At 47.1% G+C, this 20,895-nt stretch carries 20 protein-coding genes; 17 read left to right on the forward strand and 3 right to left on the reverse strand.

All coding sequences use genetic code 11. The features are described from left to right. The first annotated feature begins 14 nt into the window (after positions 1-14). The 6 genes from BMZ22_RS08680 to mqo all read left to right on the forward strand — a co-directional run bounded on the left by BMZ22_RS08680 (position 15) and on the right by mqo (position 6,789). Entirely contained in the window at positions 15-968 is a 954-nt protein-coding gene (locus tag BMZ22_RS08680) for a sugar kinase (RefSeq protein ID WP_090084435.1), read from the forward strand. 10 nt (positions 969-978) lie between these two features. After that, entirely contained in the window at positions 979-1,620 is a 642-nt protein-coding gene (locus tag BMZ22_RS08685; protein ID WP_090084437.1) for a bifunctional 4-hydroxy-2-oxoglutarate aldolase/2-dehydro-3-deoxy-phosphogluconate aldolase, read from the forward strand. Further along, entirely contained in the window at positions 1,617-2,765 is a 1,149-nt protein-coding gene (dgoD, locus tag BMZ22_RS08690; RefSeq protein ID WP_090084440.1) for a galactonate dehydratase, read from the forward strand. Before BMZ22_RS08685 ends, dgoD begins: the two co-directional genes overlap by 4 nt. A 51-nt stretch (positions 2,766-2,816) precedes the next feature. Beyond that, on the forward strand, positions 2,817-4,175 hold the full coding sequence (locus tag BMZ22_RS08695; RefSeq protein WP_090084442.1) for a GntP family permease: 1,359 nt from the start codon (positions 2,817-2,819) through the stop codon (positions 4,173-4,175). Between the two features lie 224 nt (positions 4,176-4,399). Continuing rightward, positions 4,400-4,954, forward strand: a complete 555-nt coding sequence (locus BMZ22_RS08700; RefSeq protein WP_090084445.1) for a DUF6155 family protein — start codon at positions 4,400-4,402, stop codon at positions 4,952-4,954. Positions 4,955-5,298: 344 nt separating this feature from the next. Continuing rightward, positions 5,299-6,789 (forward strand): malate dehydrogenase (quinone), encoded by a 1,491-nt coding sequence (gene mqo, locus BMZ22_RS08705; protein WP_090084448.1) that lies wholly within the window; start codon positions 5,299-5,301, stop codon positions 6,787-6,789. A gap of 39 nt (positions 6,790-6,828) precedes the next feature. Here the strand turns inward: mqo and BMZ22_RS08710 are convergent, their stop codons facing one another. Both BMZ22_RS08710 and BMZ22_RS08715 read right to left on the reverse strand, forming a co-directional pair. Further along, positions 6,829-7,614 (reverse strand): sulfite exporter TauE/SafE family protein, encoded by a 786-nt coding sequence (locus tag BMZ22_RS08710; protein WP_090084453.1) that lies wholly within the window; start codon positions 7,612-7,614, stop codon positions 6,829-6,831. Positions 7,615-7,807: 193 nt separating this feature from the next. After that, entirely contained in the window at positions 7,808-8,689 is an 882-nt protein-coding gene (locus tag BMZ22_RS08715) for a LysR family transcriptional regulator (protein ID WP_090084455.1), read from the reverse strand. A 334-nt stretch (positions 8,690-9,023) separates the two neighbouring features. Here BMZ22_RS08715 and BMZ22_RS08720 point away from each other — a divergent pair, with 334 nt between their 5' ends. The 9 genes from BMZ22_RS08720 to BMZ22_RS08760 all read left to right on the forward strand — a co-directional run bounded on the left by BMZ22_RS08720 (position 9,024) and on the right by BMZ22_RS08760 (position 17,380). After that, the gene (locus BMZ22_RS08720) at positions 9,024-10,121 is read left to right on the forward strand and encodes an amidohydrolase family protein (protein WP_090084457.1); all 1,098 of its coding nucleotides are present in this window, start codon (positions 9,024-9,026) and stop codon (positions 10,119-10,121) included. After that, entirely contained in the window at positions 10,121-10,477 is a 357-nt protein-coding gene (locus tag BMZ22_RS08725) for a Rieske (2Fe-2S) protein (RefSeq protein WP_090084459.1), read from the forward strand. Before BMZ22_RS08720 ends, BMZ22_RS08725 begins: the two co-directional genes overlap by 1 nt. Positions 10,478-10,507: 30 nt before the next feature. Next, positions 10,508-11,971 carry a betaine-aldehyde dehydrogenase gene (gene betB, locus BMZ22_RS08730; protein ID WP_218144035.1) on the forward strand — a complete coding sequence of 488 codons (1,464 nt, stop codon included), beginning with the start codon at positions 10,508-10,510 and terminating at the stop codon, positions 11,969-11,971. Between the two features lie 52 nt (positions 11,972-12,023). Then, on the forward strand, positions 12,024-12,374 hold the full coding sequence (locus BMZ22_RS08735) for a Rieske (2Fe-2S) protein (RefSeq protein ID WP_090084464.1): 351 nt from the start codon (positions 12,024-12,026) through the stop codon (positions 12,372-12,374). Between the two features lie 4 nt (positions 12,375-12,378). Further along, positions 12,379-13,611, forward strand: coding sequence for an NAD(P)/FAD-dependent oxidoreductase (locus tag BMZ22_RS08740; RefSeq protein WP_090084467.1), 1,233 nt, complete (start codon positions 12,379-12,381; stop codon positions 13,609-13,611). A gap of 114 nt (positions 13,612-13,725) precedes the next feature. After that, complete coding sequence (locus BMZ22_RS08745; protein ID WP_090084469.1) at positions 13,726-14,631, forward strand: glycine betaine ABC transporter substrate-binding protein; 906 nt, start codon at positions 13,726-13,728, stop codon at positions 14,629-14,631. A gap of 263 nt (positions 14,632-14,894) precedes the next feature. Beyond that, positions 14,895-15,650, forward strand: a complete 756-nt coding sequence (locus BMZ22_RS08750) for an RQC-minor-1 family DNA-binding protein (protein WP_090084472.1) — start codon at positions 14,895-14,897, stop codon at positions 15,648-15,650. A gap of 377 nt (positions 15,651-16,027) precedes the next feature. After that, the gene (locus BMZ22_RS16765) at positions 16,028-16,294 is read left to right on the forward strand and encodes a hypothetical protein (protein WP_218144036.1); all 267 of its coding nucleotides are present in this window, start codon (positions 16,028-16,030) and stop codon (positions 16,292-16,294) included. 153 nt (positions 16,295-16,447) lie between these two features. Beyond that, positions 16,448-17,380: an LCP family glycopolymer transferase gene (locus tag BMZ22_RS08760; RefSeq protein WP_090084580.1), complete on the forward strand. Its 933-nt coding sequence runs from the start codon at positions 16,448-16,450 to the stop codon at positions 17,378-17,380. Between the two features lie 91 nt (positions 17,381-17,471). Here BMZ22_RS08760 and BMZ22_RS08765 read toward each other — a convergent pair whose 3' ends face one another. After that, positions 17,472-17,672, reverse strand: coding sequence for a hypothetical protein (locus BMZ22_RS08765; RefSeq protein ID WP_143069971.1), 201 nt, complete (start codon positions 17,670-17,672; stop codon positions 17,472-17,474). 500 nt (positions 17,673-18,172) lie between these two features. Between BMZ22_RS08765 and BMZ22_RS08770 the strand changes: the two genes are divergently transcribed. Together BMZ22_RS08770 and BMZ22_RS08775 are read left to right on the forward strand one after the other, a co-directional pair. After that, positions 18,173-18,892 carry a phosphoadenylyl-sulfate reductase gene (locus tag BMZ22_RS08770; protein ID WP_090084481.1) on the forward strand — a complete coding sequence of 240 codons (720 nt, stop codon included), beginning with the start codon at positions 18,173-18,175 and terminating at the stop codon, positions 18,890-18,892. A gap of 136 nt (positions 18,893-19,028) precedes the next feature. Continuing rightward, positions 19,029-20,879: an assimilatory sulfite reductase (NADPH) flavoprotein subunit gene (locus tag BMZ22_RS08775; protein ID WP_090084483.1), complete on the forward strand. Its 1,851-nt coding sequence runs from the start codon at positions 19,029-19,031 to the stop codon at positions 20,877-20,879. The last annotated feature ends 16 nt before the right edge of the window (positions 20,880-20,895 follow it).

Consider the following 20,895-nt stretch of genomic DNA (forward strand, 5'->3'; position numbering starts at 1 on the left):
AGAGGTGAGGGTGGATGGATGTTGTCACACTCGGGGAGACAATGATGCTTTTCACCCCGGATAACCCCGGTCCGATGCGCTATGCCGATCGCTTTTCGAATCGTGTAGCGGGTGCCGAGTCTAATGTGGCCATTGGTCTGGCACGGCTCGGCTTTCAGTCCGGGTGGATCAGCCGCCTTGGCGATGATGAATTCGGTAAAAAAATCAACGCATTTATTCGCGGTGAAGGCGTTGATACGAGCCAGGTTATCCTTGATGAAACAGCTGATACCGGCTTGTTTTTCAAGGAAAAACTGGCGCCCGGCGAATGGCGGGTGAAGTATTACCGGCAGGGCTCGGCAGCAAGCAGGCTGAAACCTGGTGATGTGGATGAGTCATATATTGCTGAGGCGAACTATTTGCATGTTACCGGGATTACACCGGCATTGAGTGATAGTTGCTATGAAACCGTTTTAACCGCAATCGACTACGCACGGGCCCATGGGGTAAACGTGGTGTTCGACCCGAATTTAAGGCGTAAACTATGGCCTGACCACAAGGCCAGGAAGGTTTTGACCGAACTTGTTCAAAAAGCAGATATCGTACTGCCGGGGATTGAAGAAGCTGAATTTTTATTCGGAAACGGAACACCGGAAGAACTTGCACGAACATTTCGGGAAAAAGGCGCGTCCACTGTTATTTTAAAATTAGGCGGGACGGGCGCATATTACCTGAATAATGCCGCTGAAGGGTATGCCGAAGGATTCGAGGTTCCGGAAGTAGTGGATCCGGTTGGAGCCGGAGATGGATTTTCAGCCGGTGTTTTATCCGGCTTGCTGGATGGATTGGACATGAAGGATGCGGTTCAGAGAGGAAATGCTGTTGGGGCAATGGTTGTGATGGCACCCGGTGATGTTGAAGGGCTGCCGGAAAAAGACCGGCTCGTGGACTTTATAACTAATCGGAACCAAAGTGATGTTGAACGATAAGGAGCGTTTTATGATAAACACATTACAAACAATTATGAAGCATAAGTTGGTCGCAGTTGTACGCGGGGCGAATCTTGATGATGTGATGCCGATCGCTGAAGCACTTTATGACGGCGGTATCCGTATTCTGGAAATCACGATGGATACACCGCGTGTGGAAACGGTAATAAATGAAGTGAATCAAGCTTTTGATGAGAAAATGGTTGTTGGGGCAGGAACGGTTTTAGATCCGGAATCAGCCAGAACGGCCATTATGGCGGGTGCAAAATTCATTTTTTCCCCGACCGTGAATACACGGACGATTGAAATGACCAAACGGTATGGCGTGGTTTCCATTCCCGGTGCAATGACACCAACCGAAATTCTGACCGCTTATGAACATGGGGCAGATTTGGTTAAAGTATTTCCGGCAGGGGTAATGGGCCCAAGCTATATGAAAGATGTCCATGGCCCGCTGCCTCATGTACCGTTAATGCCCACCGGGGGCATCGATTTGTCAAACGTTCGGGCGTATTTTGAGAAAGGGGCTGTTGCGGCAGGGCTTGGCAGTGCACTTGTCAAAACCGGTTCACCAATGACAGACGACGATTTGCAAGCCATGAAAGACAACGCACGACAATTTATTGAAGCGATTGAAGGTGTATCAACATGAAAATAACGGATTTTAAATTATATCAAGTTCCGCCAAGGTGGCTGTTTTTAAAAATTGAAACGGATGAAGGCATCAGCGGATGGGGAGAGCCAATTGTCGAGGGAAGAGCCTATACCGTAGAGGCTTGTGTTACTGAACTGATGGACTATATGATCGGGGAAGATCCCCGTCACATTGAAGATCATTTCCAGGTTTTATACCGCGGTGGTTTTTATCGTGGCGGACCAATCCTCATGAGCGCTATTTCCGGAATTGAACAAGCGCTCTGGGATATTAAAGGCAAGTATTATAATATGCCGGTTTATGAAATGCTCGGCGGGGCCGCCCGTCATGACATTCAGGTTTATTCGTGGATTGGCGGTGATCGGCCACAGGATGTCGGCGCTGCTGCAAAGGAAAAAGCGGACGCCGGATTTACTGCCATCAAAATGAATGGAACTGAAGAAATGAATTATATTGATAGTTATTCGAAGGTGGATGCTGCGATCAGCCGCGTGGCAGCCATTCGTGAAGCGGTCGGAGATGATTTTGGAATCGGGATTGATTTTCATGGGCGCGTGCATAAAGCAATGGCAAAAATTCTTGTAAAAGAGCTCGAACCTTACCGGCCGATGTTTATCGAAGAACCAGTGCTGGCCGAAAACCTGGAAGCGTTCCAGGCTGTTGCCAACCATACCACGATTCCAATTGCCGCAGGGGAACGCAATTATACACGCTGGGGATTTAAGCAAATGTTGACTGATGGTGTGGTGGACATTATTCAGCCTGATTTATCTCACGCCGGCGGTATTTTGGAGTCGAAAAAGATTGCAACGATGGCTGAAACATTTGATGTGGCGGTAGCACCTCATGCGCCATTGGGTCCAATCAATCTGGCCGCCTCACTGCAACTGGATGCCTGCACACCAAACTGTATTATTCAGGAGCAAAGTCTGGGAATCCATTACAATCAAGGCAGTGATTTGTTGGATTATCTCGAAAACCCGGATCTATTCAAATATGCCAATGGGTCGGTGAAAATTCCTGAAGGCGTGGGGCTTGGAGTCGAAATTGATGAAGCCCGGGTGATCGAAGCGGCGAAAACGGGTCATCGATGGAAAAATCCTGTTTGGCGTAACAAAGACGGCACATTTGCCGAATGGTAGTCTAACAATCTATTAAACGTGTAATTTAAACAAATTTAGGGGGAAATATAAATGTCGACTGTCGGATTAATTTTACTTGCCGCATTTGGGATAGCCTTATTGCTATTCCTTGTTATCAAAACAAAGCTGCAGGCGTTCCTCGCATTACTCGTCGTCAGCTATCTGGTCGGGCTTCTATCAGGAATGAACCCATCTGAAGTCCTCCAAGCGGTCAACGACGGGATGGGTGGAACAGTAGCTGAGGTCGCCGTTATAATTGGTGTCGGCTCAATGTTTGGTGAAATATTAAAGGCTTCCGGCGGTGCGGAACGTCTGGCCATGACATTGATGGACAAGTTCGGGGAAAAGCGCGTCAATTGGGCGCTGATGTTGACGGGTGTTATTATTTCAATACCCGTATTTCTGGATGTTGCATTTGTTATTTTAGTACCTATTTTATATAGTCTTGCACAAAAAACGAAAAAATCGTTGCTCTTTTTTGCGATTCCATTGTTGGCAGGTCTTGCTGTCACACATAGTTTTGTGCCGCCAACCCCTGGTCCAATTGCCGTTTCCTCTTTACTGGATGCCAATCTTGGCTGGGTCATCCTGTTTGGATTAATGGCGGGGATCCCGGCAGCTGTTCTTGCCGGACCGGTTTTTGGAACGTATATCTCCAAAAAAATGCATATTGAAGTGCCGAAAGAGATGCTCGAGAATATGGCGGAAACAGCCAGAGGCAAAGAGTACGATAAAGAGTTACCTAGCTTTAAAATGATCGCTTCATTGATCTTGCTGCCTTTGGTACTTATTTTGTTGAACACGTTTTCCAGTGCAATGGTTGCTGATGGCAGCACAGCGAAAAGTGTACTAACATTTATCGGTAATCCCGGCGTAGCATTAACCATTACAGCGTTGTTAACGTTTTATTTGTTGGGAACGCGTCGCGGTTATACAAAAGAAGACATCCAACAGATTGCCACTAAAGGGTTGGAACCCGCTGGTGTTATCATTTTGATCACCGGTGCCGGTGGCGTGTTCGGTGAAGTGTTGGTTGCAACCGGGATCGGTGATGTAATTGCCGAGACAATGCAGAATCTGAATGTGCCGATTATCGTGTTCGCCTTTATCGTCGCGTCGGCCGTTCGTATTGCACAAGGTTCAGCAACGGTCGCCATGGTTACGGCTGCAAGTCTGATTTCACCGGTAATTGGTACACTTGGCATTGAGGGTCCAATGCTTGCATTGCTTGTTATAACCATTGCCTCCGGTGCAACCATTGCCTCTCATGTGAATGATTCAGGATTCTGGATGGTAAGCCGTTTCCTTGGAATGTCAGAAAAGGATACACTCAAATCATGGACAGTTATGGAAACAATCATTGCATTCGTCGGATTTGGTGTTTCATTAATTATAAGTATGTTTATTTAGTGGAATTCAGTGCAGTGGGCATGGCGTTGCCCCTGCACTGAATTTTTATTGGAGCTTTTTCGTTTTTGTCCCTCTTTCGAATGAATAGTTGAAACGCATTTGCGAAAATTGAGTGAGTTCTAAAGCACGTACATCCGAATAATTTAATCTAGTTTTTGCAGTTCCCCATTAGATAGGATAATATAAAAACAGATTAATCTTGAAAGAGCAAATGGAGGGGAAAAATGACAACCAGCACAAGTACAAATCTAAAAATTCCTGAGTTGAAAAAACATCTGAAGGACTTCGATCACAAGGAACTTATAGAGGTCATTACTGAGCTTTATAAACTGAACGGTGACGTTAAGGATTATTTAACGTTGAAATTCAACGGTGAGGAAAAGACGCAGGAGCTTTTCGATCGGGCAAAGAAAGCGATTGAGGATGAATTTTTTCCGGCTGGAGGGCACGGCAAATTGCGTTTGGCAAAAGCCAAACAGGCCATTACTGATTTTAAAAAACTCACACATGACGATGCCAAAACAATCGATTTAATGCTTTGTTATGTCGAATTTGGCACTGAATTTACCACAGCTTTCGGTGATATCGATGAGAGATTCTATACCAGCATGTTATCGGTGTATGGCGACGTTATTTCGGCATGTGAAGCGGACGAATCATTATTTGAACAATTACACGAGCGTTTATATGAGGTCGTTGCCGGTTCAGATGGAATTGGATGGGGTTACGATGATCAATTGATGATTATGTATGAATCGCTGAGATGGCTGGATGACTAGGTTTTATTGGAATGGTGCTCGACGCTTTCGCTCGGCAGACTGCTTAAGCACGTTTTTGTTCAAGTGAAAATACTGATTTTAACGCCCGCCTCGACAGTATCCGCCAATTTATTGCCCGGGCAATAAAGATTGTAACATATTGTCGAGGGGAGGCGTCATGCTCGGTCAATCGAGAGCTGTTCAGTTATCTCGACTCGATCTAACGTTGACTGTACCTTTGCTGCTGGTTTAGTTTATTGCAGAGAGTCATGAACGGCAGAGACAGTGTTTTTAGAGCAAGTGATTATCTGAGTATCATGGAACGATAGAATACTAAACTTATTTCCTAAACGGGGTGAATGTAAATGAGTCATGAATCATCAACATCAGATGTTGTGTTAATCGGTGCCGGGATTATGAGTGCGACCTTGGGTGTACTCCTTAAAGAACTGGCACCTGATTGGAAAATGACCGTGTTTGAGCAGCTTGACGTTGCCGGGGGTGAAAGTTCGAATGAAAAAAATAATTCAGGAACCGGCCATGCGGCGTTATGTGAGTTAAACTATACCGTGGAGCAGCCGGATGGGTCCATTGATATAAGTAAGGCTGTCAGAATAAACGAACGCTTTCAATTATCACGACAACTTTGGGCTTATTTGGCCAATCGTGATTTAATCGAGAAACCAAGACATTTTATTACCGGGCTGCCGCATATGAGCTTTGTAAAAGGTGAAGAAAATGTGGCGTTTTTAAAGAAACGCTTCGAGACAATGGCCGGGCATCCATTATTTAAAGACATGGTATTTTCCGATGACCCGGAGCAGTTAAAGGAATGGTTTCCGCTAATTATGAACAACCGGGCAGCTAATGAACCGGTTGCCGGAACGCGATTCGATGACGGTACAGATGTCAATTACGGTGAATTAACGCGCACAATGATTGATTATTTGGAAAGAGAAGACGTTAACATCCATTACGAGCACAATGTTCTGGACGTGAAGCAGACCGATGATGGCATGTGGAAATTGAAGGTACGGGATAAAAATGGTGCGATTGGAACGCACAAAGCGCGGTTTGTGTTTATCGGTTCCGGTGGAGGTAGTTTATCCTTACTGCAGAAGACCGGCATTCCTGAAGCGAAACATATCGGCGGATTTCCAATAAGCGGCCAATATCTGGAATGTAAAAATCCTGAGGTCATTGAACAGCACTATGCCAAAGTATATGGCAAGAATCCGCCTGGTGCCCCGTTAATTGTTGTACCGCATTTGGACACGCGGTTTATCGATGGGAAACAAACGTTAATTTTTGGTCCGTTTGCAGGTTTTTCGCCGAAGTTTCTTAAAACGGGTTCAAATAAAGACTTGTTTGCTTCGATTAAGCCGGATAATATGACGACTATGTTAGCGGCAGGAGCGAAGAATATCCCATTGATGCAGTATTTGATTCAACAATTGCGATTAACCAAGGAAGAGCGGATGAATGAATTACGCGAATACTTCCCGGATGCTAAAGATGAGGATTGGGAGCTGAAAATTGCAGGACAGCGCGTTCAGGTTATTAAAGACACACCCGACGGCAAGGGCACCATTCAATTCAGTGATACCGAAGTTGTCCACAGCCATGATCGATCGCTCGCCGCACTACTCGGTGGGTCGCCGGGTGCGTCAACATCCGTTTCTGATATGGTTGAATTGATCGAAACATGCTTCCCGCACAAGCTCGATGAATGGAAACCGAAACTAAAAGAAATGATGCCATCGTATGGTGAAAAAATATCTGATAACCCAGAACTGATAAATGCCATTCAATCATCAACCATGAAAGCACTGGAACTGGGGGACAGGGGGACGTGATCACTGTCCCACTGGAATGTCTCTCTATGGTATTAAGAATTAACCAAAATACAAACGCATGCCCATCACAACGAGCAGCATGGAAAGCATTTGGATGACGACGTTACTTGAGACTTTTTTGGACAGACTGACACCTAAATAAGCACCGATTATGGTGCCCAATCCGCCCCATAACACGGTCGGCCAATCCACGTGCCCATACAAGGATTGCAGAAAAGCACCTGTTGTTGTATAAAGACATAATGAAAAAATCGATGTGGCGGCAGCATTATGTGCAGCAAAACGGAAAATGTAAATTAAAATAGGTACAAGCACCCAGCCGCCGCCAATTCCTAAGTAGCTTGACAGAATGCCTAAGAAAAACCCAAGTGGTAAAAACCACTTGGTACTTAAACGCGCCTTTTCAGCATTTTGGTTATAAGCTGCCGGCATATCACCTTTGTTTTTAGATGTCATATTTTTTAAAAATAAAAATATGCCCAATGAGAGAAGGGCGGTGGCAAAAATCCAGTAGAATGCTGTGGATTCTGATGACTGAAATGTGAGCAGCCATACCCCTGCTAAAGATCCGGGGACAGCCCCTATGCCAATCTGTAATCCTGCTTTATAGTTTATTCTTTTTTGCCGGGCATACCCCGTTACCCCGGATAAAGCATTAATAAGGACAATAACCAGCCCGGACCCTGCGGCAATGGCTGGTTCCATGTTAAAAAATATTAAAAGAGCCGGGACAAATATAAATCCCCCGCCTGCACCCACCACTGTGCCATAAGATCCCGCCAAAACACCTGTGACGAACAAAGCAATTGCTGTCGATACGGTCATATATCTCACTCCATGTATTGGTATGTAATCCTGCTGTCAGGCGGCTGGGACAACCACCAGCCACTCTGTCCCAGTGCGAAGGGGCAATTATATGCGGACAAGCAGGTTACGCAGTTCGCTATACCTTAATTTAACAGAGCGAATGAAGTGTGTATATTTCGATAATGGCATAGGCTATAAGGAATTGGAATATCTAATGACGGATAAAGTTTACAAATGAAACGGCATTATTTTTGTGGAAACGCTCATTTTTTCGAACGAGCCATAAATCACGTTTTAAGGTCAGATGACGTATAGGAACTTCTTTTAGCATGCCTTGTTTAAGTTCCTGGGCCACCGTCAATCGTGAAACAATACTTACCCCGAGGCCTGCCTCCACGGCACTTTTAATTGCTTGTGTAGTTCCTAACTCCATGTAGTTGCCCATTTTATCAAGGACGTTATTATCGTTTAAAAACTTTTCGATCATTAAGCGTGTGCCGGAAGCAGCCTCTCTCCAGAGCATTCTTTCGTGTGTGATTTCTTCAATGTCAATTCCTTCGCGCTCACGCCAAGGATGTTCAGGCGGGTGAATTAAAACTAATTCATCATCTGCAAAATTCTCGGCTAATAAATCGTCGTCGTGAATAACACCCTCAACCAACGCAAGGTCTAAAACATCATTTGCTAATTCATCCAATATTTTGGGGGTGTTATTAATGCTTAACGATAATTTTACCTCGGGATGTTCTTTTTTAAATTTCCCCAATAAACTTGGCAGCAAATATTCGCCAATCGTATAGCTGGCCCCTATTGTAAGCGTTGTGTTGGCGTGTTCAAGTTTTTCTTGAATCGACGCTTGTGATCGGTTGTACGCATCAACAATTGAGCGTGCGTACGGATAAAGAATTTCGCCGTTTGCAGTAAGTGACAGCCTGCCATTTTTTCGCTCAAATAACAGAGCATCGTATGCGCTTTCCAACTGTTGAATTTGTTTGGAAACGGTCGGCTGCGAAACAAATGATAATTTTGCTGCTTGACTGACACTGCCTACTTCAACAACAAGGCAAAACGTTTTAAACGTTTCTATGTTCACGTCACATCCACCACCCTCAATGTATTATCCATTCGATCAACGCGTTTTTGCACATTCATTAGCTTATCATATCGAAAAAGAAAGTAAATACATGCCGATTTCTTATGAGAACGGGTGCAACTATCTGAATATTCACGTTAATCTTTCACGAAATTTCGACGAATTTTGCTCACTGAGCTTCACTGACGTTCACTGAGCTTCACTGAAGCCACTCAACTTCTGAAATTGGATTTGCCAGTCTTCAGAGGGTTTATGTAGACTACATTTAGTTCATGCGCATGGATTTTTCAAGTCGTTTTAATCGTTTGTTAAGAACGGAATAGGAGGATTTCATATGTCGCAAAAGTCTACCGGCAAGAAGCAGAAACAACGTCGTATCATTGATACCGACGTCCATGAAAGAGCTACCTACGCGGACCTTGTCCCTTACTTAGAAAATCCATGGAAACGGTATATAACAGATAATCATTGGATGCAGGAAAAACATATGCCTTACACTCAGCCAACTGTTGCTGGCGTCGATCGGGCGGATGCAATCACACCAGACGGTGGTGCTGCAGGTACCGATCTCGGTTTTATGCAGGAGCAATTACTCGACGCAGAAGGCCATGAATACGGCATTCTAACCGGTGCTCTAGATCCGTCACCGTCATCCATGCACGGTTGGTACGAAATGGCAACAGCCTTGGCAAGTGCTTATAACGATTGGCAAATTGAAAATTGGCTGGAAAAGGATAACCGTTTATACGGATCGGTTCACATTGCGGCACAGGATCCGCAGCAAGCGGTCCGCGAGATCGAACGGGTCGGGTCCCATCCGAAAATGGTACAAATATTGCTGCCGATTGACCGAACATCGTGGGGAGATCCGTTTTATCATCCCATTTATGAAGCATGTGAGCGCTATAATTTATCCATTGGCATGCACCATAATGAGCCACCGACCCATTTCGGGGGTTGGCCGCGTTATTTCATCGAATGGCATACGATGCTGCCGACCGCGCATATGATTGAAGTTTCCAACATGGTGTTTAACGGCGTCTTTGATAAATTCCCTGGCTTACATCTTATTATGATCGAGGGCGGGTTCACGCATGCCCCACATTTGATGAAAAAGATGGACCAGCAGTACAAGGAACTTCGTCACGAGATACCTTGGATGAAGCGGATGCCGAGTGACATTATGCGCGAGCACGTTCGTTTCACGACCCAGCCGGTGGAAGAAATGAGCCAGAAAGAATTTATGCAGTATATTGATCAAATGGGTTCAGAGGATATGGTCTGTTTTGCAACGGATTACCCACATTGGGACTATGATTCTCCACAGGAGGCACTTCCTAAGTTGGATGAAGCACTGGCAGAAAAAATCTATTCCGAAAATGCACGGGCAGCATATCCGAAATTGCCCCAAAAACAAGGGAGTGTGACATGATGCGGGAAGTTGTATTTAAAAAAGAAGATATCGAACCCGGTAAGATGAAAAGTGCGTCATTAGGGAAAATTCCGGTCGTTGTTTGCCGCACAAAAGACGGAGAATTCTATGCATATGCCAATCGGTGCCTGCACCAGGGTGCTCCACTCTCAGAGGGTGCTTTATGCGGAGACACCAAGCGAACGGATATTCACGGCAATTATGAGTATATCCGCGACGGCGAAATTCTCCGCTGTCCGTGGCACGGGCTTGAGTATGACATTAAAAATGACGGTTGTATGCTGGCTGAGCCCGACAAAAAATTACGCAGCTTCAATGTGACAATTGAGGACGACCATGTGGTTGTACACAAATAAACCTGCCAGAGGATGCACGAGGTGAATGGAATGCAAAAGATGTTTATTAACGGTGAGTGGGTTGAAGCCATTTCCGGCATGACAAGAAACATTATCAATCCTTACAATCAGAAAATCATCGCGACGGCGGCGGAAGGGAACGAGCAGGATGCGAAACGCGCGATTGCTTCTGCACGTGAAGCTTTCGACAACAAGGAATGGGCTTTTATCCCTGCTATTGAACGCGGTGCGGTGGTTCAACGCATCGCCAGTCTGATCGAGCGGGACCGGCATGAATTGGCTGAGCTCGAATCGCTTGATACGGGTAAAACTGTTGAGGAAAGCCTTGGTGACATGGATGACATCGCCGGAGTATTCCGCTATTTTGCGGAAATGGCGGGCAAGGATGGCGGTGCGATAATCGATTCGCCTATTCCAAATTCAATGAGCAGGGTGGTCCATGAACCGGTCGGTGTCTGCGGCCAGATTACACCGTGGAACTACCCGTTGCTGCAGGCATCCTGGAAATTGGCTCCTGCGCTGGCAGCGGGCAACACACTTGTGATGAAACCGAGTGAAATCACGCCGCTTACATCGGTGAAAGTGTTTGAGTTAATGGCAGAAGCCGGCATCCCGGCTGGTGTTGTCAACCTGGTGCTCGGGCCCGGCGATTCAGTTGGTGCGGAGCTGTCCGAGAATGCAGAGGTCGACCTCATTTCGTTTACAGGCGGAATTCACACCGGTAAAAAAATCATGCAGGCGGCCAGTTCCAATGTGAAAAATTTGGCGTTGGAACTGGGCGGTAAAAACCCGAATATCGTGTTCGCCGATGCTGATTTTGATACAGCTGTTGACCAGGCGATGAATGCGGTGTTTTTCCATGCCGGGCAAATTTGTTCAGCGGGGACCCGCTTGCTGGTTGAGGAAAGCATCCACGATGATCTCGTGGAGGCACTCGTTGAACGGGTGAAAAACATCAAGCTTGGCAGCGGGTTTGACGCTTCAACCCAAATGGGGCCGCTTATTTCCAAAGAACACTTAAGTAAAGTGGTCGAATATGTCGAAAACGGCAAAAAAGAAGGCGTAACGGTCGCTGTCGGCGGGGGGCGTCCGGAAGAACCGGAATTGCAGAACGGCTTCTTCTACTTACCAACCGTATTGGTCAATTGCACGACCGACATGCGTGTTGTGCAGGAAGAAGGCTTTGGTCCGGTGGTAACCGTGGAAAAATTCACAACCGAAGAAGAGGCCATCAGGCTTGCCAACGATTCCATTTATGGGCTTTCCGGCGGTGTGTTTACGAATGATATCGCCAAAGCGGAGCGCTGCGTTGCCAAAATGCGAATGGGAACGGTTTGGATCAACGACGTGAACTTGTACTTCCCGCAAGCGCCGTGGGGCGGCTATAAACAATCCGGAATCGGTCGTGAACTTGGCAAATCGGGATTGGAAGAATATCAGGAAACGAAGCATATTTTCCAGAACCTGAAACCTGAGCCGATGAACTGGTTTTAACGTCGGGACGTGGCAACCAAATATGAACGAAACAAACGCAAGGAGGATAACGATGCAACATACAGAGGGATCGAATCCGGTGTCAGATAATGCTTATATTTATGTCTGTTCAAGTTCTGAGCTTGAAGAGGATGATCTTTTTGAGTGTGAAATAGGAACGGAGACGGTTGTTGTCGGCCGGGGTGAAGGAAACGTGTATGCTGTACAGGGAATATGTTCGCACGCGTATGCTGAGTTGGCCGACGGGGAATTGGATGGAACGTGCCTAACGTGTCCGCTGCATTTTGCCTGCTTCGATATCCGTGATGGTTCGGTGCTGGAAGGGCCGGCAGACACCCCGTTGCAGGTCTATAAAGCAATCGAAGCTGACGGATCGATCTGGGTGAGCAGGGAAAGGGGATGAAATCGTGTCTGATGAAAACACAACGGTGATTGTCGGAGCAGGCATTGCAGGGGTGCATGCCGCTGAGAGCCTGCGAACGGAAGGCTATCAAGGCCGGGTTGTGCTAATGGACCGCGACAGGCAAATGCCTTATGACCGCCCGCCTTTATCGAAGGAATGGTTGACCGGAAAAATGGATGAAGCAAGTATGTTATTGCGGGACCCTGCGATTTATGAAAAATTAGACATCGATTTGCAGCTCGGTGTTGACGTGACAGACGTCGATCCTGTTCGGAAAACCATCGCAGCCAAAGATGGTTCTTCTTATGATTGGGATAAACTTCTGCTCGCAACGGGATCCAGTTTACGGACCTTATCGATTGCGGGCGATGACCTTCAAGGCATTTTTTACTTACGGCGAATGGCAGATGCCATCGCCATAAAACAACATATGCAGCATGTGAATGAGGTCGTAATTATCGGTGCTGGGTTTATTGGCGCTGAACTGGCTTCGTCATTGAAGCAGCTGGGAATGGATGTGACGATTGTCGAGCGGTCGTTGTACCCTATGGAAGCGATCGTTGGCCGGGACATCTCCGCTTTTTTACTTAATTTACACGATTGTCATGGTGTTAATGTGATTTTCGACGATTCGGTTGTGCAATTTAACGGGGAGTCAACCGTTGAGGAAGCCGTCACAGCCGGTGGGCAACGGATTCCATGCCGGGCAGTCATGATCGGGGTAGGGGCAACACCGAACACGGTTGTCTCGCATCCGGATTTAGAGGCAGATGGCGGTTATGCTGTGAATGAATTTGGCGAGACCTCGATTCCTGACATATTTGCTGCAGGGGATTGCACGTTATGGCCGTATCGTGGAACGCCGATCCGTGTGGAACATTGGGATCATGCTGTCAACCATGCCAAGACCGTTGCTCAAAACATATTGCAACCGCAATCATCCCCCTACACATATATACCGTACTTTTGGTCAGACCAGCATGGCAGCCGCTTCCAATATTTTGGCCATGCTAAGCAATGGACCAAAACCGTCCTGCGGGGATCGCTGGAATCCCATGCATTTACGAACTTCTACCTGGATGAACACAATCGTGTCCAAGCCGCCTTCATTGCGAACCAGCCGAAAAATGCCCTGCCCGTACGACGGATGATTAAACAGCAACAAGTCATCGATCCAGAGGCATTGGCAGATGAAAGTGTCGCGTTGAAAAAAATGAAACATAAGACTAGAATCTAGAATGATTTTAAAATCGTTGTGGCTGTTCTTTTTTGATTAACCACGCTACTTGCCAAAATTGAATATAAGAACTTAATGAAAATCATAGTCACAGAAAGGATGATAAAAAACAGTATGCTATCATTATCAAAGAAATGGGTTACATTAATAAGTCTTAGTATTGTCGTCATGTTGACAGGTTGTCAGGAAGAAGCGAGCGGTGATAATACAGAAGAAAGCAAAAAAAACAATGATGCAGCCGAAATTGAAGAAATCGTTGGAATTGAGCCGGGATCAGGCACGATGGATATCGCCCAGAAAACCGTTGAGGGTTACAACTTGGACCTTGAATTAACAACAAGTTCAGAAGCAGGTATGTTGTCGGAATTAAAACGTGCTCTTGAAAACGAAGAACCTATTGTCGTGACCCTTTGGCAGCCCCACTGGATTTTTAAAGAACATGACTTGAAGTTTTTAGAGGATCCAAAGGAAACAATGGGGGCATCTGAAAATATACATACGATGGTCAAACAAGGCTTGAAAGATGAACATCCAGCCGCTTATCAATTACTGGATAATTTTCACTGGGATATAGCAGACATGAATGAGGTTATGTCAAAATTCAGAGCAGACGATGTTGAGCCCCGCGAAGCAGCTTCGGAATGGATTGAAAACAATCGGGATAAAGTTGACGCTTGGATGGAAGGTGTCGACTCAGTGGAAGATGAGACAATCGAGCTCGCTTACGTTAATTGGGACACCGAAACCGCCTCAACAAACGCCGTTGCACTTGTTCTTGAAGAACTGGGCTACGATGTTAAATTGACGATGGTGGATATGGGCATCGCCTTTCAAGCCCTGTCCGATGGCGACGTTGATGGTATGTTAATTGCCTGGCTCCCTGTAGGCGCAGCCTCCTATTATGAAGAATATAAAGACCAAATTGTTGACCTCGGTCCAAATTTGAAAGGCGCCCAACAAGGATTAGTCGTACCAGAATATATGGACATCAACAGCATAGAAGACCTGCCAACTAAATAAAGTGGGACAGGGGGACGGGATCACCGTCCCCACCTGAAAAGCGAGTACATATGCGGAAAAGCAGAAATATGTGCGGGTCCATGAATTTACAATGTTTTTAAAGTGTTTCATCAAGCGGGAATGGTCTATAATGGGGTTGAACGGGGTCAGACCCCAGTCATCGACAAGGGGTCTGACCCCTTCGTCAAAGATTAACCGCGAATAATGCAGATGAAGGCCTGTTATAAGAAGAAAAGGAAATAAGTAAGGGAGTTGCTTTTTAAATGAGTTACACGACCGAACAGCTGCCGGGAAATGAAATTCGCACAATTCTGCGGGCGGCGGATGAGCTTATTGCAAGCGGCGGCCGCAATCTTCTTATGAAAATATTAAAAGGTTCCCGTGAGAAGAAGGTGCTGGAATTGGAGCTGGATAAATGTCCCGTCTATGGTGCCTTTAAACAGGAAAAGCGCGACGATGTGCTGGGCAAAATCGACTGGATGATCGACCACGATTTTCTGGATATTCAATACAGTGGCCGGCTGCCGATGCTCGTTTTCACCGACCGCGGATGGGAAATCGAACGCGATCAGCGGGTTGATGAATTTTTGCGGGAGTGGGACAGCTGGCTGGCAGATGGCAAGGCCGCGCCTGATATGACCTATTTAAAAGATCGCAATCGGGGCATGATTCTTTTAATGCTGGAAAAAATCAAAGAAACGAACAACAGCCAATACATCCCCTACCTTGAAGAATGGGAAAAGATTGATTACAAGAAGGTGCGAGCGGCGATTCGAACGACAATCGGTGCGTTAAAAGCGAATGAACCCATTGATCTTCAAAACGCCCGCGAGCGGGGTGCATCGATTAACGAGGCATTGAAAGGTCACACGCCGCATGATCTCCGTTTGAAGTGCTGGGAATGCGGCGAGCGATTTATGTTTACAGTCGGCGAGCAACAATTCTACAGACGAAAAGGGTTCGACCATCCGAAACGATGCCCGGAATGCCGGGAAAAGAAGTGGGAGCTCTATTGGTGAAATGTGCACGTGGCAACAGGAGCGTTAAGGAGTGGAAGGGGGCAGCAACGTGTTGCCTATCCTCCCCCGCCGAACTTGGCGACACGTTCAGTGCTGCTTATGAGCGCAAACGCGGACTTATGTGCCGGTTCTGACAAATACGGGCGGGTGTAAACAAGATATGTGCCGGAGCGGGGAAACATGTGCCGGAACGCCGAAACATGGGCGAGTATGAGCATGATATGTGCTACCGGTAAAGCCTCCCGTAAAATACAAAGCCATTAAAAAATAACGCCACTAGTCGTAATGTTCACTGTCACATCGGGGTTGAAAAATCATACCAGACGCTGCGAACCATTCCGGTGGAAAAGGTTGCGGTGACAATTTGGGACCTCCACATGGGTGGGAACATGGGAGTATGTACCGGAGCGGGCAAGCATGTTCCGGTACAAGCAATTTATGTGCCGGAGAGACGAAACACCGGCGGGAAATCAGAAATATGTTCCGGTCCCGGGAAATATGTTCCGGTTTCAGCCAATATGTGCCGGAAATTGAGAATATGTGCCGGAATACCGAAATATGTTCCGGTATGGAAAAATATGTTCTGGTTTCGCCAAACATGTGCCGGAACAGAGAAATGGGACAAGCGCCTCCTTGTTCCATAAATCCGGGAAAACTCAAACCTATTATGCCCTGCCCGGCAATGTTAAAATGAGTAAGATGGACGGCGGCGTTTGATAAAAATCATCGCCTATCGATTGATTGCAATGCCAGAAACGTCTGTCATCGTATCGGAAAATCTGATCAGAGGTGTTTTGATGGAAAAACGACGAAACCGGTACAAGTCCAAGCCCAAACGAAAAAAATGGTTATGGATCACATTAAGTGTCATTCTACTTTTGGCAGCAGCAGCTGCATATGGGTATTCCATATGGCGTGATGTGCAGAATACCGTTGCCACGGAGCTGCACGAGCCAGTTGACGGCATTGATACCGAAGCGACTAAGAAGAAAGTAGATGGGAAAGAACCGATCAACATTCTCCTGTTAGGTGTTGATGAACGATCACACGACAAAGGGCGTTCGGACACGATGATCGTCATGACGCTGGATCCGGCCAATCAGCAAATGCAGCTGGTGAGTATTCCACGCGACACACGGACCGAGATTGTCGGCAGGGGCATGGTGGATAAACTGAATCATGCTTATGCGTTTGGCGGGAGCGAGATGTCGGTTGCATCTGTCGAAAACTTTCTGGATATCGACTTGGATTACTACGTCCGCATGAATATGGAAGGCTTGGCACAGCTGGTGAATGCCGTTAATGGGATTACGGTCACGAATGATCGTGCCTTCAGCCAGGGCGGTCATTCATTTGGAACGGGTGAGTTGCAGCTGAACGGCGAAGAAGCACTGGCGTATGTGCGCATGCGCAAAGGCGACACGCAAGGCGACTTAGGCCGGAACGAGCGCCAGCGCCAGGTAATTCAGGGTATCATCGATAAAGGTGCCAACTTTAACATCCTCAATAAGATTGGGGATATTATGGATGTGCTCGGCGATAATATGGCCACCAACATGAAATTTGATGATATGCGCAACCTCGCCACCAACTATCGAAGTGCCCGCAAAAACATCACCACTTACCAAATGTCCGGCCAGGGCACACGCATCAACGGCATCTATTATATGCTGATGTCAGACGAAGAAGTCCGGAAAGTACATGACATGATCACGACGTTTGGGGAGTAAGGGAGAGTGTCTGAGAGGGACAAGGTGTCAGACACTCTTGTCACACCACGATTGGTGTAAAGGTGGAAATTATCCCAAACCATGATGACGCTTATCTTGTTTCCGGCGGTGACGTCTTGGATGAAATCTCTATTTTATGCAGATCCAAGCTGCTGTAGTCGATGTCGGGCGTCGAAACGTGAGACGCCACTTTCGAATCGTGCGGAGCCATCGTCAAAACGTGCGGCGCTCCGCCTGAACCGTGCGAGCCCACCGTCGAAACGTGCGGGGCCCCTTCCGAATCGTGCGGCACCCTGCCCAAACCGTGCGAGACTGCCGTTAAATCGAGCGAGACCACTTCCGAATCGTGCGAGATCAGGCCCAAATCGTGCGAGACTGCCGTCAAACCGTGCGACACCCCTCCTGAACCGTGCGGCAAGACCGCCATGCTCAATTCGATGGGGGACAACGATCCCGTCCCTTTGTCCCCCGTCCCTTTGTCCCCGCCCTGCCTCGGACAGCCCCGCGCCCTGGTTTCAAAATTTAATTGTTAAGAAATTATTGACATTTTATGTGTCACGATATAGTATGTATTTTAATAAACTATTCCTATCAATTTACTACGAATAATATTCCCGGGTTCAGATAAAATTTCCCAAAACCGACCGAGCGAAGCACTGTGTTAAATGCCTGCAGATTTCAACCGTGACACGGAAAATATACAGAGCGGCAAGGGTTAGAAGAGTAGCTTCAAGCTGAAGGATTTTAGCATTCGCGTTTATAAGAAAAGACTTTGTCATGGAGGGATAAGATATGACGGATGTTGCAGTGACGTACAGTAATTTTTCCGGTGACCCGTTCAAAGATATGGACCCTGCCGACGATACGAAAGGCGCGCTGAACGTTTTGGAATGGGCCTATGAATCGCACGGGGATTCTGTTGTCTATGCGTGCAGTTTCGGAGCGGAAGGCATTGTTTTGATTGATTTGATTTCTCGGGTGAAAAAAGACGCAAAAATTGTTTTTCTCGATACGGAAATTCATTTCCAGGAGACGTACGATTTGATCGATGACATTAAGGAAAAACATCCGGAGCTTCGGATTGAAATGAAAAAACCCGACTTAACATTAGAGGAACAGGCGAATCAATATGGATCGGCGCTGTGGAACAGACAGCCGGACCAGTGCTGCTTTATCCGTAAAGTGAAGCCGCTTGAAGATGCTTTAACCGGTGTGCCTGCGTGGATATCGGGGTTAAGGCGGGAGCAGTCGCCTTCACGAAGTAAAACGGATTTCGTCAATAAGGATGAGCGATTTGAATCGATTAAGGTTTGCCCGCTGATTCATTGGACGTGGGATGATGTGTGGAACCACATTCATGAAAATGCGTTGCCCTATAACGAGCTGCATGATCATGGTTATCCAAGTATCGGCTGCATCCCATGCACGTCCCCGGCATCGGGTGATTCACGTTCCGGCCGGTGGGAAGGTATGAATAAAACAGAATGCGGGATTCATGCAGGTGGTCAGTAATCGTATTACTGATTTAATTTACCGTTAAATCCCGACTAAAACGCTAAAATTACTCAATAATTCTCGGGCGCTGTGAGTAACCTGCGCCGGAAGGAGAATTTACGAGAATTAAAACTTTTAAAAGAGGTGGGGAACGTTGCAGTTACAAGTAGAGAACAGTCCTTTTAACCAGGAGCAGACGGATTATTTAAATCATCTTCTGCCGACATTAACCGAAGCGCAGCGGATTTGGCTTAGCGGGTTTCTTGCTGTTCCCGTCACGATGGAAGCACCGGCAGCAGCAACCGCAACCGCCGCGCTGGATCCGGCAGAAGCTCAGCAAAACGCACAAAAGCCGGCTGCCCGCAACGTGACAATCCTTTTTGGATCCGAGACGGGGAATGGTCAGCAGGTGGCAGAAGACATGCTGCAAAAGCTTGAAGAAAAGGATATGGACGTTACGATTTCGGCGCTCGATGATTTCAAGCCGAAAAACCTGAAGAAAGTCGAGGATTTGCTGATTGTCACGGCAACGCATGGGGAAGGTGACCCACCGGATAATGCGGTCGCGTTCTATGAAACGTTGTTCAGCAGAAAGGCACCGAAATTGGACGGTGTACGATTTTCAGTGCTGTCGCTGGGTGATGAGTCGTATGAGTTTTTCTGCCAGACCGGAAAAGACTTCGATAAGCGGCTCGAGGAACTGGGCGGCGAGCGACTGTATTCGAGGGTGGACTGTGATGTCGACTTTGATGAGGATGCATCCGGCTGGATTGAAGGAGTCTTCGGCGTCCTGCGCGAGTCATTGGAGGTCCCGTCGGCAGATGAATCGACTCCGGCAGCACAGCTTGAGACAACTTCGCTCACTGCTGATCAGCCGGTTTATTCACGCACCAATCCATTCAGGGCGGAAGTGCTTGAGAATTTAAATTTAAACGATCAAGGGTCGAATAAGGAAACCCGGCACATTGAATTATCGCTTGAAGGGTCAAACTTCGACTTTGAGCCCGGCGACAGTCTGGGTATTTTTCCGGAAAATGATCCGGAACTGGTCGATGCGCTGATCGCACGAATGTATTGGGACCCGGATGAGTCGGTTCCGATCAATAAACAAGGTGAAGTGCGCTCACTGCGAAATGCGCTGCTGACCAATTTTGAAATTACCAAACTGACCAAGCCGTTATTGGAAAAAGCGGCCCAATTATTTGAAAATGAATGGCTGAGCGCGCTTCTGAAGCCGGAACAGGAAGAAGAACGAAAAGCGTATCTCGACGGGCGCGATTTGCTGGATTTCGTGACTGATTTTGAACTTGGCGACGTCAGTCCAGGAGAATTTGTTCAAATTCTGCGGAAAATGCCGGCGCGTCTTTACTCGATTGCGAGCAGTTACCAGGCCAATCCTGATGAGGTGCACCTGACGATTGGAACGGTTGCTTATCACGCGCATGGCCGGGACAGAAAGGGCGTCTGCTCCGGACAGTGTGCATTACGTGTGGAGCCTGGCGAGCAGTTGCCGGTATATATCCACCGCAATCCGAATTTTAAATTTCCTGCTGATGCGGAAGCACCTGTCATCATGGTGGGTCCCGGTACAGGGGTTGCACCGTACCGGTCGTTTTTGGAAGAGCGCGAGGAGGCCGAAGTTAACGGGAAAACGTGGCTTTTCTACGGGGATCAGCATTTTGCTTCAGACTTTCTGTATCAAGTCGATTGGCAGCAGTGGCTGAAGGAAGGCATTTTGACAAAGATGGATGTAGCCTTTTCCCGTGATACGGCTGAAAAAGTGTACGTCCAGCACCGGATGCAGGAGCACAGTACGGAACTTTATCAATGGATAACAGAAGGCGCTTATGTTTACGTGTGCGGTGATGAAAAGCGGATGGCGAAAGATGTGGAAAATGCCTTGCTGACGATTTTCGAAAACGAAGGACAAATGAGCGCTGACGAAGCAGGTGACTACTTAAAGAAGATGCGGCAGGAGAAACGGTATCAGCGGGATGTTTACTAAAAATGTGTTTAACCGC

This window comes from Lentibacillus persicus (assembly GCF_900112705.1).
In the GTDB taxonomy this organism is placed as follows: domain Bacteria; phylum Bacillota; class Bacilli; order Bacillales; family Amphibacillaceae; genus Lentibacillus; species Lentibacillus persicus.

Excerpts from the sequence above, each read along its gene's own strand:
- dgoD (WP_090084440.1), top strand. The coding sequence starts at position 1,617 with ATGAAAATAACGGATTTTAAATTATATCAAGTTCCGCCAAGGTGGCTG.
- BMZ22_RS08710 (WP_090084453.1), bottom strand. The coding sequence starts at position 7,614 with ATGACCGTATCGACAGCAATTGCTTTGTTCGTCACAGGTGTTTTGGCG.
- BMZ22_RS08770 (WP_090084481.1), top strand. The coding sequence starts at position 18,173 with ATGACGGATGTTGCAGTGACGTACAGTAATTTTTCCGGTGACCCGTTC.
- BMZ22_RS08750 (WP_090084472.1), top strand. The coding sequence starts at position 14,895 with ATGAGTTACACGACCGAACAGCTGCCGGGAAATGAAATTCGCACAATT.
- BMZ22_RS16765 (WP_218144036.1), top strand. The coding sequence starts at position 16,028 with ATGGGTGGGAACATGGGAGTATGTACCGGAGCGGGCAAGCATGTTCCG.
- BMZ22_RS08745 (WP_090084469.1), top strand. The coding sequence starts at position 13,726 with ATGCTATCATTATCAAAGAAATGGGTTACATTAATAAGTCTTAGTATT.
- BMZ22_RS08695 (WP_090084442.1), top strand. The coding sequence starts at position 2,817 with ATGTCGACTGTCGGATTAATTTTACTTGCCGCATTTGGGATAGCCTTA.
- BMZ22_RS08725 (WP_090084459.1), top strand. The coding sequence starts at position 10,121 with ATGCGGGAAGTTGTATTTAAAAAAGAAGATATCGAACCCGGTAAGATG.
- BMZ22_RS08700 (WP_090084445.1), top strand. The coding sequence starts at position 4,400 with ATGACAACCAGCACAAGTACAAATCTAAAAATTCCTGAGTTGAAAAAA.
- mqo (WP_090084448.1), top strand. The coding sequence starts at position 5,299 with ATGAGTCATGAATCATCAACATCAGATGTTGTGTTAATCGGTGCCGGG.
- BMZ22_RS08680 (WP_090084435.1), top strand. The coding sequence starts at position 15 with ATGGATGTTGTCACACTCGGGGAGACAATGATGCTTTTCACCCCGGAT.
- betB (WP_218144035.1), top strand. The coding sequence starts at position 10,508 with ATGCAAAAGATGTTTATTAACGGTGAGTGGGTTGAAGCCATTTCCGGC.
- BMZ22_RS08685 (WP_090084437.1), top strand. The coding sequence starts at position 979 with ATGATAAACACATTACAAACAATTATGAAGCATAAGTTGGTCGCAGTT.
- BMZ22_RS08735 (WP_090084464.1), top strand. The coding sequence starts at position 12,024 with ATGCAACATACAGAGGGATCGAATCCGGTGTCAGATAATGCTTATATT.
- BMZ22_RS08720 (WP_090084457.1), top strand. The coding sequence starts at position 9,024 with ATGTCGCAAAAGTCTACCGGCAAGAAGCAGAAACAACGTCGTATCATT.
- BMZ22_RS08760 (WP_090084580.1), top strand. The coding sequence starts at position 16,448 with ATGGAAAAACGACGAAACCGGTACAAGTCCAAGCCCAAACGAAAAAAA.